We start from the raw sequence: 14712 nt of genomic DNA, 5'->3' as shown, positions 1-14712 counted from the left end.
GTGTGGCTTATGTGCCAGCAAAGAAGGGGAAACATCTCCCCGCCCCAGGAAAGATGGGGCTTGTGCGGGCCTGAAATGCTCAGGCATCCAGATGAGATTTTAGTAAAATCCGGCGGATTGTAGCAAAAAGCATCGTTTAATTCCATCTTTGTCGTATTAATGCTCGTTTTAGTGGTTTATTGTGACATTTAACACTATGTAGGTAGAGGGCAGAAAAGCCGAAAAGGGTGCATGGAACGGCTGTCATTTGGGGCGCCAGTCTCTATAATTCGCCGGTTTCCGCTGCACGCAGAGGCGCTGGCGGGCGTTGACATTGTGGTTCACCCCGACATGGTTCATGTTTTGGCGGTGTTCACTTCATCAAGAGGAGAGGGTGTGAAGAAGTCTATCTACATTGCCTACACAGGCGGCACCATAGGGATGCAGCGTTCCGATCACGGCTACGTGCCGATGGCGGGCTTTATGGAAGACTGTCTGGCGCGGATGCCCGAGTTCCACCGCCCCGAGATGCCGGATTACCATATCCACGAATATGCGCCCCTCATCGACTCCTCCGACATGACCCCGGCGGATTGGCAGCGTATCGCCGAGGATATTCGCGACAACTACGAGAAATACGATGGTTTCGTGATCCTGCATGGCACCGACACCATGTCGTTCACCGCCTCTGCGCTCTCCTTCATGCTGGAAGATCTGCACAAGCCGGTCATCATCACCGGCTCCCAGATCCCATTGGCCGAGTTGCGCTCCGACGGTCAGCAGAACCTGCTCAACGCCCTCTATATCGCGGCCAACTACCCGATCCACGAGGTGACGCTGTTCTTCAACAATCAGCTCTATCGCGGCAACCGTAGCAAGAAGGTGCACGCCGATGGTTTCCACGCCTTCGATTCGCCCAACTATCCGCCGCTGCTCAATGCCGGGATCGCCATCTCGCTGGAAGCGGGCGAGCTGGGCGTGCCCTCCGCTCGGCCGCTGGTGCTGCACGACATCACTCCCCAGCCCATCGGCGTGGTGACCCTCTATCCGGGTATCTCCAGTGAGGTGATCGCCAACATCCTGCAACAGCCGGTGAAGGCGCTGATCCTGCTGTCGTTCGGGGTCGGCAATGCGCCGCAGAACCCGGCCATGCTGGCGCTGCTCTCCGAGGCCTCGGCCCGCGGCGTCATCATCGTCAACCTGAGCCAGTGCCTGCACGGCAAGGTCAATATGGGGGGTTATGCTACCGGCAACGCCCTGTCGCGGGCCGGGGTGATCTCGGGCTTTGACATGACCGCCGAAGCTGCGCTCACCAAGCTCCACTTCCTGTTGAGTCAGGACTTGCCCTCCCACCGCATTCGCGAGCTGATGCAGCAGTCGCTGCGAGGGGAGCTGACTCCCTAAGCGATGCGGCCCTCACCCTAACCCTCTCCCGGCGGGAGAGGGGATAGAGCGAGGTGCTGTTGGCCACGAGGCTTGCCATGAAGAGCGTTGGCAGGTGGCCCGTTCACTGTTCGCAGGTGCGAGCCTGCTCCCTTCTCCCCCTGGCGGGAGAAGGGTTGGGGATGAGGGGGATGAGTCACCCGGCATCGATAGGAAAAAGAGGGGAGCCAGCATGGCTCCCCTCTCTGTTGTGGCCGCCGCGAGCAGCCTGCCGGGTCAGGTTCAGTGGTTGAGGTCGACCCGTACTATCTCTTCCTCGTCGCGATACTGACGCTTGAGCTCGCTCTTGCTCTTCATCACGATCTCGCCGTCACGACCGATGTTCATGTGCTCGGGATTGTCGAGATGCATCGCCTGCCAGGCCATAACGGCTTGCAGGGAGGTGGCCTTCTGCTCGTCGGTGAGGGGCTTGCCATCGGGCCACTTGCCCAGCTCGACTGCGGTCTTGAGCCGCTCGTACACCTCTTCGGGCATCTGCCTGATTGCTTGTAAAAACTCACTCTGTTGAAACGACATCCGGCCTCTCCTTGAACTATTGAGCCATAAACTTCGGGGTCAGCCCGGCAGATCCTGGCGGGCTGTGCAGCTAGACCCTATCGGGGTCTATGCAGGTAGATCCTGGCGGACTACGCCAGCCATCTGTTCCATCACCCGCACTACCTGACAACTGTACCCGAACTCGTTGTCATACCATACGTAGAGCACACAATGATCCCCTTCGGCGATGGTCGCCTGGGAGTCGACGATGCCCGCATAACGGGAACCTACCATGTCGGAGGAGACCAGCTCGGTACTAGCGCTGAAGTCGATCTGGCGATGAAGGGCCGAGCTTAGCGCCATCTGCTGCAGATAGGCGTTGAGGCTCTCCCGATCGGTTGCCTGCTCCAGCGACAGATTGATAATCGCCAGCGACACATTGGGGGTCGGCACCCGGATAGCGTTGCCGGTCAGCTTGCCCTTGAGTTCCGGCAGCGCCTTGGCCACCGCCTTGGCGGCGCCAGTGCTGGTCATCACCATATTGAGAGCTGCGCTGCGACCGCGGCGCTCGCCTTTGTGATAGTTGTCGATGAGGTTCTGATCGTTGGTGTAGGAGTGGACCGTCTCCACGTGGCCGTGGCGGATGCCGTAACGCTCCTGCATCACCTTGAGCACCGGGGTGATGGCGTTGGTGGTACAGGAGGCGGCGGAGATGATCCTGTCATCGGGACCTATCACCTCATGGTTGACCCCAAACACCACGTTCTTCATCTCGCCCTTGCCGGGGGCGGTCAGCAGCACCTTGCTGGCACCGCGCGCCTTGAGGTGCTCGGAGAGACTCGCTTCATCGCGCCATACCCCGGTGTTGTCGACGATCAGCGCATCGTGAATGCCGTAGGCGGTGTAGTCGATGTCGGCCGGGCTATTGGCGTAGATCACCTGAATGAAGGTGCCGTTGGCGATGATGGCGCTGCGCTCCACATCTACCTCGATGGAACCGTTGAAGGGGCCATGCACCGAGTCGCGGCGCAGCAGGCTGGCGCGTTTCTCCAGATCCCCGTCGCGACCGCCACGCACCACGATGGCACGCAGCCGCAGCGGATTGGCGGCGCCGGTGCGCTCGATCAGCAGGCGGGCCAGCAGGCGGCCAATGCGGCCAAAGCCGTAGAGCACCACGTCGGTCGGCTGCGGCATCTGGCTGCGGCCAAGGGCCGGTGCCAGTCGCGCTTGCAGATAGTCCTCGATCCCCGCCTCATCCTGATGATCCTGCCAGTAGCCGACTGCCAGCTTGCCAAGGTCTACCTCGGCGGCGGTGGGTTTGAGGGCAACGATGGCCTGAAGCAGGGGGAAGCTTTTCTGGATGGGGAGGGGAGCGCCCTGGTGGCGGCGGACGACCCGGTGGGCCTTGAGGATATCGATGGTGGAGGCGTTTTGCAGCGGGCGGCCGTAGAGGGTGATCTCGACTCCTTGTTGTCGGTAGAGGCGACCAATCAAGGGCTGCATGGCTTCGGCGAGCTCCTGGCTCTCCTGCCACGCTTGCAAGTAGTGCTCGTGGGTCATTGACCAGATCCTTTATTTCACGTTGTTGGTGTAAATAGAAAATTCGTCGAATGCAGATCAGTGTAGGGGTGTATATTTCGTTATATTATTCTGCAATCGCGGCCTTATATGGCGCGCGCATTGTAATGGATATGTAACCGGTTTGCTAGCCGGAGGTGGCCCGTAAAGGCGCCAGTTGTTACCAACCCGCGTTACCAACAAGATGTGAACCATGGCCAATTTCCCCCTGCGACAGACCTTCATCATGCTTTCAGTCGGCCTTGCTGTGGCTGGCTGCAATGACGATCGGATCCACAACATCTGTGGCAATCATCCCGAGCTCTGCCAGGATCTGGTGGACGATGGCTGGTGTCGCTACGAGCGTACCGATGTGATCCGCAGTCGCTTCTATCTCAAGGAGGAGGGGACGGATCGGCGCAAGTATGAGCTGATGCGTAACCTTGAGCGCTATCTCAAATGTGCCGAGCGCTCCACCAGCATTGAGTACAAGAATGCCCGCGAGCAGAAGAGCCCACGGGTCGAGGGTATGCTGGCGGCTGGGGATCAGTTGGCCCAGCTCGATGCGGCGACTCGCAATTCACAAGATCCCTACCTGCTGCTCTGGCACTGGACCAACAACACCAACGAGCTGGCTCGCCAGCAGTTTATGGCTCTGGAAGGCACCAAGGCGCTGGATGAACCCGAGCTGCAACTGGCGCTCGGCGGTATCTACGCCAAGAGCGACCCGGAAAAGGCCATTGCCACCTTGCAGCACGGGCTCTCCCTCTATCAGGAGGGAGATAAGGTCAACAGCCGCATGTTCACCTCCCTCAGCACCCTCTATATGGGCCAGAAACAGTATGGGCTGGCCTATCTGTGGGGCAAGGTGAGCGAATCGTTTCAGGATAGCCCCGAGGTCTCAGCCAAGCGTTTTGGCATCTACCACACCCTGAGCAAGACAGAGCAGGATGGCTACGATGTGCGGGCTGCCGAGATTGTCGAGCAGCTAAAGCATGGCAGCTACCGGCCCTGAGGCAGTGATGACGACGCTCTCCCCGGCCAGCTGCTGGCCCAATCCGTTCGATCTCTCTTTCGTTCATGGCGAGGTACGTACCGATGGCCGCACGCTTGAGCGCCTCACGGTGCGCGCCGTGGTGCCCCGTGGCGACGAGCTGCTGCTGGTCCACTCCCGGGTCAACGGCGATCTGATGTTCCCCGGGGGCGGCATTGAAGCGGGGGAGAGCCACCATGTGGCGCTCGCTCGCGAGCTGCTGGAGGAGTGTGGTGCCGAGCTGCGGGAAGTGGGGGGCCTGCTTGGCGAGACCCGTGAATATCGCGCCGCCCGCGAGCCGGGGTTTGATGCCTACTGTATCCGCTCGCTCTACTACTTGTGCCGGATTGGCGATCAGCTGGTGGCCCCGCAGCCACAACCCTACGAGATCCGCCTTGGCTTCGTGCCCGGCTGGTTTGCCCTTGACGAGGCGCTGCAGACCAACAAGACCCAGCTGGCGGGGCCCTGTCCCCAGTGGACGGCGCGAGAGACCCGGGTGCTGGCCCAGTTGCAACGCTGGCATCAGCAGGGGATTTTCGACCACGGCTACTGAAGTAGATCAAGCAGCAACGGTCAGTGACACCAATAAAAAGAGCGCCAATAGGCGCTCTTTTTTTCATTGTGAGGGTGGCGGTTACTTGGCCACTCTGTCGTGCGAGATCATTTGACCTCTTCGCCCTTGGCTTGCAGATCAGCATGGTAGGAGGAGCGAACGAAAGGACCACAGGCGGCGTGGGTAAAGCCCAGCTCCATAGCGACATCTTTCAGCTCGTCAAACTCTGCTGGCGGCACGTAGCGCTTGACCGGCAGGTGGTGGCGGCTCGGCTGCAGATACTGACCCAAGGTCAGCATGTTGACGCCGTGGGCGCGCAGATCCTTGAGCACCTCGACGATCTCTTCGTTGGTCTCGCCAAGGCCCATCATCAGACCGGATTTGGTCGGCACGTGGGGGTGCATCTCCTTGATGCGGCGCAGCAGCTCCAGCGACCACTTGTAGTCGGCACCCGGGCGGGCGACGCGATACATGCGCGGCGCGGTTTCCAGGTTGTGGTTGAAGACGTCCGGCGGGGTCTCGCGGAACACCGCCAGTGCCTGCTCCATCCGGCCACGGAAGTCCGGGGTCAGGATCTCGATGCGGGTCTGCGGGCTGTGCTCGCGGATCTCGCGGATGCAGTCGGCGAAGTGCTGGGCACCGCCGTCGCGCAGATCGTCGCGGTCCACCGAGGTGATCACCACATACTTGAGGTTCATCTCCTTGATGGTCAGCGCCAGCTTCTTCGGCTCTTCCGGATCGAGTGCCAGCGGGCGGCCGTGGGCCACGTCGCAGAAGGGGCAGCGACGAGTGCAGATGGCGCCCATGATCATGAAGGTGGCGGTGCCGTGGTTGAAGCACTCCGCCAGATTGGGGCAGGAGGCCTCTTCACAGACCGAGTGCAGCTTGTTCTTGCGCAAGGTGCTCTTGATGTGTTCGATCTTCTGGCTGGAGGGGGGCAGCTTGATCCGCATCCAGTCCGGCTTGCGAAGGAGTTCTTCGTTGGGATCCGGCATGAATTTCACCGGGATCAGGGCCATCTTGTCGCCATCGCGCAGCTTGACGCCCGGCTCCATACGAACGGGTTTGCTCATGATTCACTCTCGGTGTTTGTTATTGTTTGATAGCCAATCAGGCGGGCCAGTTCGGCCACCAGAATGGATTGCGCCTCGGCCACGCTTTGCGGGCCGCCCAGGGCGCTGGTCTGGGTCATGGCCATGCCCGCATAGCCGCACGGATTGATGTGCAGGAAGGGGGTCATGTCCATGTTGATGTTGAGGGCCAGCCCGTGGAACGAGCACCCCTTGCGGATGCGCAGACCCAGCGAGGCCAGTTTTGCCTCCATGCCAAGGTCATTTTTCACATAGACCCCGGGGGCATCGGCCTTGGCATAAGCCTGGATATCGCTTTTGGCGAGGGTATTGATGATGGCTGTCTCCAGCGCGGTCACCAGCTCGCGAACCGAGAATTTGCAGCGGCGGACATCCACCAGTACGTAGAGCACCAGCTGGCCCGGGCCGTGATAGGTCACCTGACCGCCGCGATCGCTCTGCACCACCGGGATATTGCCCGGATTGAGCAGGTGTTCGGCCTTGCCGGCCTGGCCCTGGGTGTAGACGGGATCGTGCTCGACCACCCAGAACTCGTCTGGGGTGTCGCTGGTGCGGTTGTCGGTGAAGGCTTTCATGGCGTCCCATACCGGCTGGTAGGGGCGGCGACCCAGCTGCCTGACAATCAGGCTGGACTGGGCGGGGATCTGGGATGACATGGCGTCCTCGCGGCGTGCTGCGGCCAAAAACAGTCGCCCCGCAGAACGGGGCGAGAGAGAAATTACAGTACGTATTTCACCAGCTCGATCTTGCCAAGGGCGTGGTACATCGCTTCGATGTGCTCTTTGCTCTGGGCAGTCACGGTCACGCGGACCGAGTGGTAGTTGCCCTTGGAGCTGGGCTGGACTGTCGGGCTGTAGGTGCCGGGGGCGTGCTGCTGCAGCACTTCAACCACCATTTCCGGCAGTGCCGGGTCGGCAACGCCGAGTACCTTGAACGGGAATTTGCAGGGAAACTCCAGCAGTTCATCAAACTTGGTATTCATTTACTCACCTTTTGTGTCATCACCGGGATGACTTCATCTTGGATGGCTAGTGGCCGATGGCCCGTGGAGGCCGCCATTTCAAGTCTATATGGGCACGGCTCATAACTATATGGGCGCTGCCCGGACCGGGATCAAGGCCAGGATCGGTCAGACAAGGATGGAAGTGCTGCTTTTTACCACAAATCAGGGTAAGGCGGAACCTGCAGTTTACAGGGTTATTCACTGCCTTTGCCGGTCACAGACAGCAGCGGCGCCTGTTGGCGCCGCTGTTTGGTGAGGATTGTGCGTTGGATTACTTGAACCAGCTGGTGACCAGCAGTACCAGGTAGTCCCACAGACGGCTCATCAAGCCACCTTCCTGTACCTCTTCCAGGGCAACCAGCGGCACCTGCTTGATCTCTTTGTCGCCCTGTTTCAGGAACACGGTACCGACGCGCTGCCCCTTGGCCAGCGGCGCTTTCAGCTCGCTGTCGAGCTGGAAGTCAGCCTTCAGGTTGTTACCCTGACCACGGGTGACCAGCACGGAGACATCTTTGTCGACGCCCAGTTTCACTTCCGGTTTGTCGCCCATCCAGATCTTCTGGGTGACCAGCTCGGTGCCTGCTTTGTACGGGGTCAGGCTCTGGAAGAAGCGGAAGCCGTAGGTGAGCAGTTTTTTGCTCTCGGCGGCGCGGGAGGCCTCGCTGCTGGCGCCCAGTACCACGGCGATCAGGCGCATGCCTTCGTTGTTGGTGGCAGAGGAGACCAGGTTATAGCCGACCTGGCTGACGTGGCCGGTCTTGATGCCATCCACCTGCAGGGATTGATCCCACAGCAGGCGGTTGCGGTTGTGCTGGGTGATGCCGTTGAACACGAAGGATTTCTGGGAGTAGATCTTGTACTCCTCCGGCAGGTCGCGGATCAGCGCCTGACCCAGACGGGCCATGTCGTGAGCGGTACTGTAGTGACCTTCCGCATCCAGACCGTGCGGGTTCATGAAGTGGCTGTCGTTCATACCGAGCTTGGCGGCCCAGCTGTTCATCAGGCTGGCGAAGGAGTCGGTGCTGCCCGCCAGGAACTCGGCCATGGCGACGCAGGCATCGTTGCCGGACTGGATGATGATGCCCTTGTTGAGATCATCGACGGAGACCTGCTTGCCCACCTCGATAAACATCTTGGAGGAGTCGGAGTAGTTCTTGGACCAGGCGTTCTGGCTGATGGTCACCATGTCGGTGCGCTTGATGTTCCCCTTCAGCAGCTCCTGGCCGATGATGTAGGAGGTCATCATCTTGGTCAGACTGGCGGGCGGCAGACGCTCTTCGGCGTTCTGCTCGGCCAGCACCTGACCGGAGTAGTAGTCGATCAGAATATGGGCCTTGGCGGAGATCTCCGGCGCGGCGGGAACCACCATGGGCATGGCATTCGGTGTCGGCACCGGCGTATTGGCCTGGGCGGTTACGCTGATCAGTGAGGCCAGAAGAACTGAACGGGCAAATTTGGACATCTTGAAATTCCTGCGAGCCAGATGGGGATAAAATGCGGGCCTAACTATACCAGATGCGCCCGCAGGTTATAGCCCGAGATGGCGATCAGAACTGGTTTTTTATCCATCACTCCCTGTCATCACGCCATAAAACGACGTGATGACAGTGAGTAAGCGGTTAGTCACATCCGCAGCAAAGGGGGGCGATCAGGGCACGATAAAGGCCTGTTCCAGCCCGCCCTGACGTACTTTTTCCAGCACACTTGCCTGCTGGTCGACGGCGACCGGGCCAATCAGCACCCGGAAAATAGCGCCATGGGCATCGATCCGGTAAGGCACGCCGTAACGCTGGGTCATCACCTTGCCCATCGCCTCTGCCCGATCCCGGGAGCCGCTGGCCAGTACCTGGATCATCTTGCCATCACCACTGCTGGCGGGCGCTGCGGCCTTGGCCGGAGCTGACTTGACCGGTGCCGCTTTGGCGGGTGTGGCCGCGGGCGCCTTGACGGGAGCCGGATCGGCTGCGGGAGTGGTCATCGCCAGTGCGGTTGGTTCACCCAGGAAGCCATCTTGCGACAGCGTGCTGGAGGCCGCAGCCGGAGTGGTCGGAGTCATTTCGATGGGCTTCATTGGCTCCATGATCACCATCTGATCCGGAGTGTCGCTGATCAGCTCCAGCCGTACTCGGGCCTCACCGCTATCGACCATCTCCAGCTGCTTGGCCGCTGCGTAGGAGAGGTCGATCAGGCGCGGGCTGTTGAACGGGCCGCGATCGTTGACCCGCACTATGGTCTCCAGCCCGTTGTCCAGATTGGTGACCCGCACATAGCTCGGGATGGGCAGGTTGCGGTGGGCGGCACTGAACAGCTTGCTGTCCAGCACATCGCCGTTGGCGGTCTTCTGGCCGTCCAGATCCGGCGACAACCAGCTGGCGGTGCCCTCTTCGCTGTAGTGTTTGATGTCGCGCCACACCTCGTGCTTCTGCTTGCCGATCCAGTAGTCCCGGTTGCCGCTGGCACTCAGGGGCTCGGGGCGCGGAATGGCGCCGGTGGCTTGCGGGATCTCGATAACGGGTGGCTTGCTGACCGGTGCTTGCGGCTCGACGGGGGCGCTCTGTTCCGGCTGGCTGCTACAGGCGGCCAGCAACAAGCTCAGGCTGAGCGGGAGGAGTTTGTGACGAAGATGCATACGCTTCCTGAATGGCTTGGCTAAGTTGATACACCGCCATCGCATAGAGTGGGCTGCGATTGTAACGGGTGATCACATAAAAGTTATGCCGTGCGACCCAGTATTCCGGTCCATCGGCTTGGGCAAACGCCAGCAACTTGACCGGCGTCTGTGGGGCCAGCGGCGTGGCGAGCTCAATCCCTGCCGCCGCCAGTTCTGACCACTGTTGTGTTAGCTCGGGCTCAGGCCTGAGTAGAGGTTCGACTGCCATCAACCCGATCTGGGCCGGTTCCACCACGGATTCGCCCCAGCGCCACTGGTGGCTGGCAAAATAGTTGGCCACGCTGCCGATGGCATCGACCGGGTTGGCAAACAGATCCCGCTTGCCATCCCCGTCAAAGTCGACGGCATAGTGGCGATAGCTGGAGGGCATGAACTGCCCCATCCCCATGGCGCCGGCATAGGAGCCCTTGAGGGTATCGAGTTGCCACCCTTCCTCTTTGGCCAGCACCACCAGCTGGGCAAACTCCTTGGCAAAGAAGTCCGCCCGCTCGGGGTAGTGGAACCCCAGGGTGTAGAGGCTATCGAGCACCGGATGACGGCCCATCTGGCGACCATAGAAGGTTTCTACCCCTATGATGGCCACGATGAGCGAGGCGGGCACCCGATAGGTCTGCTCAGCGCGGGCCAGTGTCTCGGCATGTTGCTGCCAGAACTGCTGGCCGTCACGGATGCGATCCGGGGTAACGAACAGCGGCCGGTAGCGATGCCAGGGTTTGGCTTCCCACGGCTTGCTGATGGTGTCGAGCACCTCCTGCCGTAACTGAGCGCGGGCGACGGCAGCCTGCAGCTCCGCCAGCGGCACCAGCTGCTGTTCGGCGAGCAGGGCCAACCGATCCGGCGCCACGGCGGCGGTCGCTATCGTGGTGGCGAGAGAGAGCAGCAATCCAACCCGTCTCATCAGGCGAGCAGTCTTCTATGAGTCTGGATGGACATCAGGATACCGAATCCGGCCATCAGGGTCACCATGGAGGTGCCGCCATAGCTCACCAGCGGCAGGGGTACCCCTACCACCGGCAAGATGCCGCTCACCATGCCCATGTTAACGAACACATAGACGAAGAAGGTGAGGGTGATGGCACCACCCAGCAGTCGCTCGAAGCTGTTCTGGGCCTGCATCGAGATAAACAGGCAGCGGCTGATGACGTAGAGGTAGAGCACCAGCAGCAGGGCAACCCCCACCAGACCGAACTCCTCGCTGAATACTGCGAAGATGAAGTCGGTATGGCGCTCGGGCAGGAACTCCAGCTGGGACTGGGTCCCTTGCAGCCACCCCTTGCCAAAGACGCCGCCGGAGCCGATAGCAATCTTGGACTGGATGATGTGGTAGCCGCGGCCGAGCGGGTCTTTCTCCGGGTCGAGCAGCATCAGCACTCGCTGGCGCTGGTAGTCGTGCATCAGGAAGAACCAGAGCACCGGCATAAAGGCCAGCATCAGCAGGACCGCCAAGCCGATCAGCCACCAGCTGAGCCCCGCCAGGAAGATAACGAAGAAGCCGGAGGCGGCCACCAGAATGGAGGTGCCAAGGTCAGGCTGGGCGGCGATCAGCAGGGTGGGCAGCAGCACCATGATGAGGGCGATCACCACATGGCTGAACTTGGGGGGCAGCGAGTGGCGACTGAGCCAGGCGGCCACCATGATCGGCATGGAGAGCTTCATCACCTCGGAGGGCTGGAACTTCATAAAGCCCAGATCGAGCCAGCGCTGGGCCCCCTTGCCGATATGGCCGAATACGTCCACCGCAATCAGCATCAGCACCACCACGGCGAACAGCGGCACCGACCAGCGGGCGTAGAGGGAGGGGGGCAGCTGGGCCAGGCCGATCATCAGAGCAAAGGCGAGACCGCCGCGCACCAGCTGGCGCACGATGGAGTCCATATCCTGACCGGAGGCGGAGTAGAGCACCACCATGGAGAGGGTCATCACGGCCAGCAGACCGAGCAGCAGGGGCAAGTCGATATGCAGCTTGTACCAGATGCTCTGCTGGCGGGCAGAATTACTCATTGGGAGCGACCTCACTCGGTTGGGACTGCTTTTCCGGTGCCGGTGGCAGTTGCGGATCAGGGGGCAGCAGATAGGCATCCAGCATTTGGCGTGCAATGGGCGATGCAGCTCGACCACCGCCACCTCCGATGGAGTTTTCCAGTACCAGAGCTACCACCGCTTTGGGCGCCTCGAAGGGGGCATAAGCAACGAACAAAGCGTTATCGCGATGTTCCGCCTTGACCGTCTTGATGTTGTAAACCTGATTTTCCTTCAAACCGACTACCTGGGCTGTGCCCGATTTGCCGCCTGAGGAGTAAGGCGCCTTGGCAAACGAGTGACGGCCACTGCCTTCACTGCCATGGTTGACTCGCCACATCCCATCCTGCGCCACTTTCCAGAAGCTGTCGTTCTTGAGCTTGAGGGCGATATTGGGGTTGATGGGGGCATCGACCACCCCCGCCTGGGAGGCGGTGCTCTTGAGCAGGTGCGGGGTGACGTCGTGACCATTCTGGGTCAGGATGCTGATCGCCTTGGCTAGTTGGAGCGGGGTGGCGCTCCAGTAGCCCTGACCGATACCGACAGAGATGGTGTCACCCTGATACCAGGGCTGGCGCCAACGGGCCATTTTCCAGTCACGGGACGGCATGACACCCTTGGTCTCTTCATAGAGATCGACCCCGGTGTACTGACCGAAGCCGAACTTGGTCATATAGCTGTGGATCTTGTCGATGCCGACCCGATAGGCGAGATCGTAGAAGTAGGTATCTGCCGAGACCTCGATGGCGCGATAGACGTCGAGCCAGCCATGACCCCAGCGGCGCCAGTCGCGAAACTTCTTGGTGGTACCGGGAATGGAGAAGCTCGGGCCGCCGAAATAGCGGTAGCCCGGGGTGATGGCCCCCTCGTTGAGACCCATGATGGACATCATGGGCTTGACGGTGGAGGCAGGGGCATAAATGCCCTGAGTGGTGCGGTTCACCAGCGGCCGCGCCGGATCGTTGAGGAGCGCCGAGTAGTTGGCGCTGGAGATACCGGTCACGAACAGGTTGGGGTCGTAGCTGGGGCTCGACTCCAGGGCCAGGATGGCGCCGGTTTTCGGGTCCATCATCACGATGGCACCGCGCTGGCCAGCCAGCAGTTGCTGGGCCTTGAGCTGCATCCGGACGTCGATATTGAGGTAGATATCCTTGCCCGGAATAGGTGGCTGGAACTTGAGGGTGCGGACAATCCGGCCGCGGTTGTTCACCTCGACCTCCTGATAGCCCGCCACACCGTGCAGCTCATCTTCGTAATACTTCTCCACCCCCTGCTTGCCGATATCCTTGGTGGCCGCGTAGTTGGCGAGTTTTTCTTCCTTCTCGAGGCGCTCCACGTCACGGGTGTTGATCTTGGCCACATAGCCCAAAGCATGGGTGAGGGTGTCACCAAACGGGTAGTAGCGCTTGAGGTAGGCCTCGATGCTGGCGCCCGGGTAGTTATGCTGGTTGACCGAGAAGAGGGCCACCTGATATTCGGTCAGCTTCTCGTAGAGGGCGACCGGCTTGAAGCGGCGCTGGCGCTTCACTTCGGCGAGGAACTTCTCCTTGGTGCCTTCCGGCAGACCCAGCAGGGTGATCAGCTGGTCGGCGGTTTTTTCGAGATCTTTGGTCTCTTCCGGCACGATTTCCAGACTGTAGACCGGGCGGTTTTCCGCCAGCAGCACACCGTTGGTGTCATAGATGAGGCCCCGTGGCGGCGCCACCGGCACCACGCGGATTCGGTTGGAGTTGGAGCGAGTCTGGTAGGTGTCGTAGGACTCGACCTGCAGATAATAGAGATTGCCCAGCAGCACCAGCATCAGCACGACGATGCCGATGTAGGCTACCAGGGTGCGCCGGAAGAACAGATTGCCCTCGGCACTGTGATCGCGCATTTCGATGCGTTGTTTCAGCATGCCTTTACCTCAAGACCCTTGGGGGCAATAAGAGCAGGAACTGCATTGTTCACTCTCTGTGATAGGGGTGAATATGAGAGGTGAGACTCCAGAGACGCATGGCTCACTCTCTATGATACGGATGATTGGTGGTGATGCTCCAGGCCCGATAGAGGCTCTCTGCCACCAGCACCCGCACCAGCGGATGGGGCAGGGTGAGCGGTGACAGTGACCAGCTCTGTTCAGCGGCAGCCTTGCACTCGGGGGACAAGCCTTCCGGCCCGCCTACCAGCAGTGCTACATCGCGGCCATCGAGTTTCCACGCCTCCAGCTGGGTCGCCAGCTGCTCCGTGGTCCAGGGCTTGCCTGGAATGTCGAGGGTGACGATGCGCGAGCGCCCCGCAGCCGCCAGCATGGCTTCCCCTTCCTTCTGCAGGATGCGCGGAATGTCGGCATTTTTGCCCCGCTTGCCTGCGCCAATCTCGACGAGTTCAAACGGCATGTCTTTGGGGAAGCGGCGACGATACTCTTCGAAGCCATGCTCTACCCAGGCGGGCATCTTGGTGCCCACCGCAATCAACTGGATCTTCATGGTCGTTACACTTGTGCTCTTATTGCGTATTCATTTGAGCGGCACCGCTCCACAGCTTTTCCAGTTGGTAGAAGTCACGATGTTCATCCTGCATCACATGGACGATCACCGAGCCCATATCTACCAGCACCCATTCACCGCTCAGTTGTCCTTCCACGCTCAGCAGATCCAGACCCGCGTGGCGGGCCTCGCTGGCCAGATGGTGGGCAATGGCGCTGACGTGACGACTGGAGTTGCCGGAACAGATGATCATGGTGTCAGTAATGCTGGATTTGCCGCGTACATCGAGGGTGATGATGTCGCGACCTTTCATGTCATCGATCTTGTCGATGATAAAGGCATGCAATTCTTGGCCTTGCAATGAGTCTCTCCTGTATTCCGGCGCGCAGCGTTTGCGTCAGGGCGGCGGATTATATCA

At 60.5% G+C, this 14712-nt stretch carries 15 protein-coding genes; 3 read left to right on the top strand and 12 right to left on the bottom strand.

Annotated elements, in window-relative coordinates; all coding sequences use genetic code 11:
• Positions 1–375 precede the first annotated feature (375 nt).
• Positions 376–1383 (top strand): asparaginase, encoded by a 1008-nt coding sequence (ansA, locus tag VF684_RS08265; RefSeq protein ID WP_042054747.1) that lies wholly within the window; start codon positions 376–378, stop codon positions 1381–1383.
• Positions 1384–1644: 261 nt separating this feature from the next.
• Here the strand turns inward: ansA and VF684_RS08260 are convergent, their stop codons facing one another.
• Positions 1645–1938 (bottom strand): YeaC family protein, encoded by a 294-nt coding sequence (locus tag VF684_RS08260; RefSeq protein WP_201913173.1) that lies wholly within the window; start codon positions 1936–1938, stop codon positions 1645–1647.
• Positions 1939–2025: 87 nt separating this feature from the next.
• Complete coding sequence (locus VF684_RS08255) at positions 2026–3459, bottom strand: glyceraldehyde-3-phosphate dehydrogenase (RefSeq protein WP_376899826.1); 1434 nt, start codon at positions 3457–3459, stop codon at positions 2026–2028.
• Positions 3460–3670: 211 nt separating this feature from the next.
• Between VF684_RS08255 and VF684_RS08250 the strand changes: the two genes are divergently transcribed.
• Together VF684_RS08250 and VF684_RS08245 are read left to right on the top strand one after the other, a co-directional pair.
• Positions 3671–4471: a DUF2989 domain-containing protein gene (locus VF684_RS08250; RefSeq protein WP_270905309.1), complete on the top strand. Its 801-nt coding sequence runs from the start codon at positions 3671–3673 to the stop codon at positions 4469–4471.
• A gap of 7 nt (positions 4472–4478) precedes the next feature.
• Positions 4479–5042 (top strand): NUDIX domain-containing protein, encoded by a 564-nt coding sequence (locus tag VF684_RS08245; protein ID WP_058059287.1) that lies wholly within the window; start codon positions 4479–4481, stop codon positions 5040–5042.
• A gap of 107 nt (positions 5043–5149) precedes the next feature.
• Here VF684_RS08245 and lipA read toward each other — a convergent pair whose 3' ends face one another.
• The 10 genes from lipA to rsfS form a co-directional block, all read right to left on the bottom strand.
• Positions 5150–6115, bottom strand: coding sequence for a lipoyl synthase (lipA, locus tag VF684_RS08240; protein WP_181223069.1), 966 nt, complete (start codon positions 6113–6115; stop codon positions 5150–5152).
• Entirely contained in the window at positions 6112–6789 is a 678-nt protein-coding gene (gene lipB / locus VF684_RS08235) for a lipoyl(octanoyl) transferase LipB (RefSeq protein ID WP_040066806.1), read from the bottom strand. Before lipB ends, lipA begins: the two co-directional genes overlap by 4 nt.
• Positions 6790–6851: 62 nt before the next feature.
• Entirely contained in the window at positions 6852–7115 is a 264-nt protein-coding gene (gene ybeD / locus VF684_RS08230; protein WP_005335178.1) for a DUF493 family protein YbeD, read from the bottom strand.
• A 292-nt stretch (positions 7116–7407) separates the two neighbouring features.
• A complete protein-coding gene (locus tag VF684_RS08225; protein ID WP_064335649.1) occupies positions 7408–8598 on the bottom strand; it encodes a D-alanyl-D-alanine carboxypeptidase family protein in 1191 nt (396 codons plus the stop codon).
• Between the two features lie 186 nt (positions 8599–8784).
• A complete protein-coding gene (locus VF684_RS08220) occupies positions 8785–9765 on the bottom strand; it encodes a septal ring lytic transglycosylase RlpA family protein (protein ID WP_201913179.1) in 981 nt (326 codons plus the stop codon).
• Complete coding sequence (mltB, locus tag VF684_RS08215) at positions 9707–10705, bottom strand: lytic murein transglycosylase B (RefSeq protein ID WP_201913180.1); 999 nt, start codon at positions 10703–10705, stop codon at positions 9707–9709. The genes VF684_RS08220 and mltB overlap by 59 nt, the downstream gene beginning before the upstream one ends.
• Positions 10705–11808 (bottom strand): rod shape-determining protein RodA, encoded by a 1104-nt coding sequence (rodA, locus tag VF684_RS08210; RefSeq protein ID WP_005335170.1) that lies wholly within the window; start codon positions 11806–11808, stop codon positions 10705–10707. The genes mltB and rodA overlap by 1 nt, the downstream gene beginning before the upstream one ends.
• A complete protein-coding gene (mrdA, locus tag VF684_RS08205; protein ID WP_139442252.1) occupies positions 11801–13723 on the bottom strand; it encodes a penicillin-binding protein 2 in 1923 nt (640 codons plus the stop codon). The genes rodA and mrdA overlap by 8 nt, the downstream gene beginning before the upstream one ends.
• Before the next feature lie 103 nt (positions 13724–13826).
• Positions 13827–14294: a 23S rRNA (pseudouridine(1915)-N(3))-methyltransferase RlmH gene (rlmH, locus tag VF684_RS08200; protein WP_005335166.1), complete on the bottom strand. Its 468-nt coding sequence runs from the start codon at positions 14292–14294 to the stop codon at positions 13827–13829.
• A 19-nt stretch (positions 14295–14313) separates the two neighbouring features.
• Positions 14314–14655 (bottom strand): ribosome silencing factor, encoded by a 342-nt coding sequence (rsfS, locus tag VF684_RS08195; protein WP_005335165.1) that lies wholly within the window; start codon positions 14653–14655, stop codon positions 14314–14316.
• Positions 14656–14712 lie beyond the last annotated feature (57 nt).

It is taken from the genome of Aeromonas sp. Lyrl_2 (genome assembly GCF_051948815.1).
GTDB lineage: Bacteria > Pseudomonadota > Gammaproteobacteria > Enterobacterales > Aeromonadaceae > Aeromonas > Aeromonas veronii.
This window is presented reverse-complemented; position numbering and strand designations above follow the sequence as displayed.

Coding starts and splice junctions, on each gene's coding strand:
- VF684_RS08260 (WP_201913173.1), bottom strand. CDS start 1,938: ATGTCGTTTCAACAGAGTGAGTTTTTACAAGCAATCAGGCAGATGCCC.
- VF684_RS08255 (WP_376899826.1), bottom strand. CDS start 3,459: ATGACCCACGAGCACTACTTGCAAGCGTGGCAGGAGAGCCAGGAGCTC.
- VF684_RS08250 (WP_270905309.1), top strand. CDS start 3,671: ATGGCCAATTTCCCCCTGCGACAGACCTTCATCATGCTTTCAGTCGGC.
- VF684_RS08245 (WP_058059287.1), top strand. CDS start 4,479: ATGACGACGCTCTCCCCGGCCAGCTGCTGGCCCAATCCGTTCGATCTC.
- lipA (WP_181223069.1), bottom strand. CDS start 6,115: ATGAGCAAACCCGTTCGTATGGAGCCGGGCGTCAAGCTGCGCGATGGC.
- lipB (WP_040066806.1), bottom strand. CDS start 6,789: ATGTCATCCCAGATCCCCGCCCAGTCCAGCCTGATTGTCAGGCAGCTG.
- ybeD (WP_005335178.1), bottom strand. CDS start 7,115: ATGAATACCAAGTTTGATGAACTGCTGGAGTTTCCCTGCAAATTCCCG.
- VF684_RS08225 (WP_064335649.1), bottom strand. CDS start 8,598: ATGTCCAAATTTGCCCGTTCAGTTCTTCTGGCCTCACTGATCAGCGTA.
- VF684_RS08220 (WP_201913179.1), bottom strand. CDS start 9,765: ATGCATCTTCGTCACAAACTCCTCCCGCTCAGCCTGAGCTTGTTGCTG.
- mltB (WP_201913180.1), bottom strand. CDS start 10,705: ATGAGACGGGTTGGATTGCTGCTCTCTCTCGCCACCACGATAGCGACC.
- rodA (WP_005335170.1), bottom strand. CDS start 11,808: ATGAGTAATTCTGCCCGCCAGCAGAGCATCTGGTACAAGCTGCATATC.
- mrdA (WP_139442252.1), bottom strand. CDS start 13,723: ATGCTGAAACAACGCATCGAAATGCGCGATCACAGTGCCGAGGGCAAT.
- rlmH (WP_005335166.1), bottom strand. CDS start 14,294: ATGAAGATCCAGTTGATTGCGGTGGGCACCAAGATGCCCGCCTGGGTA.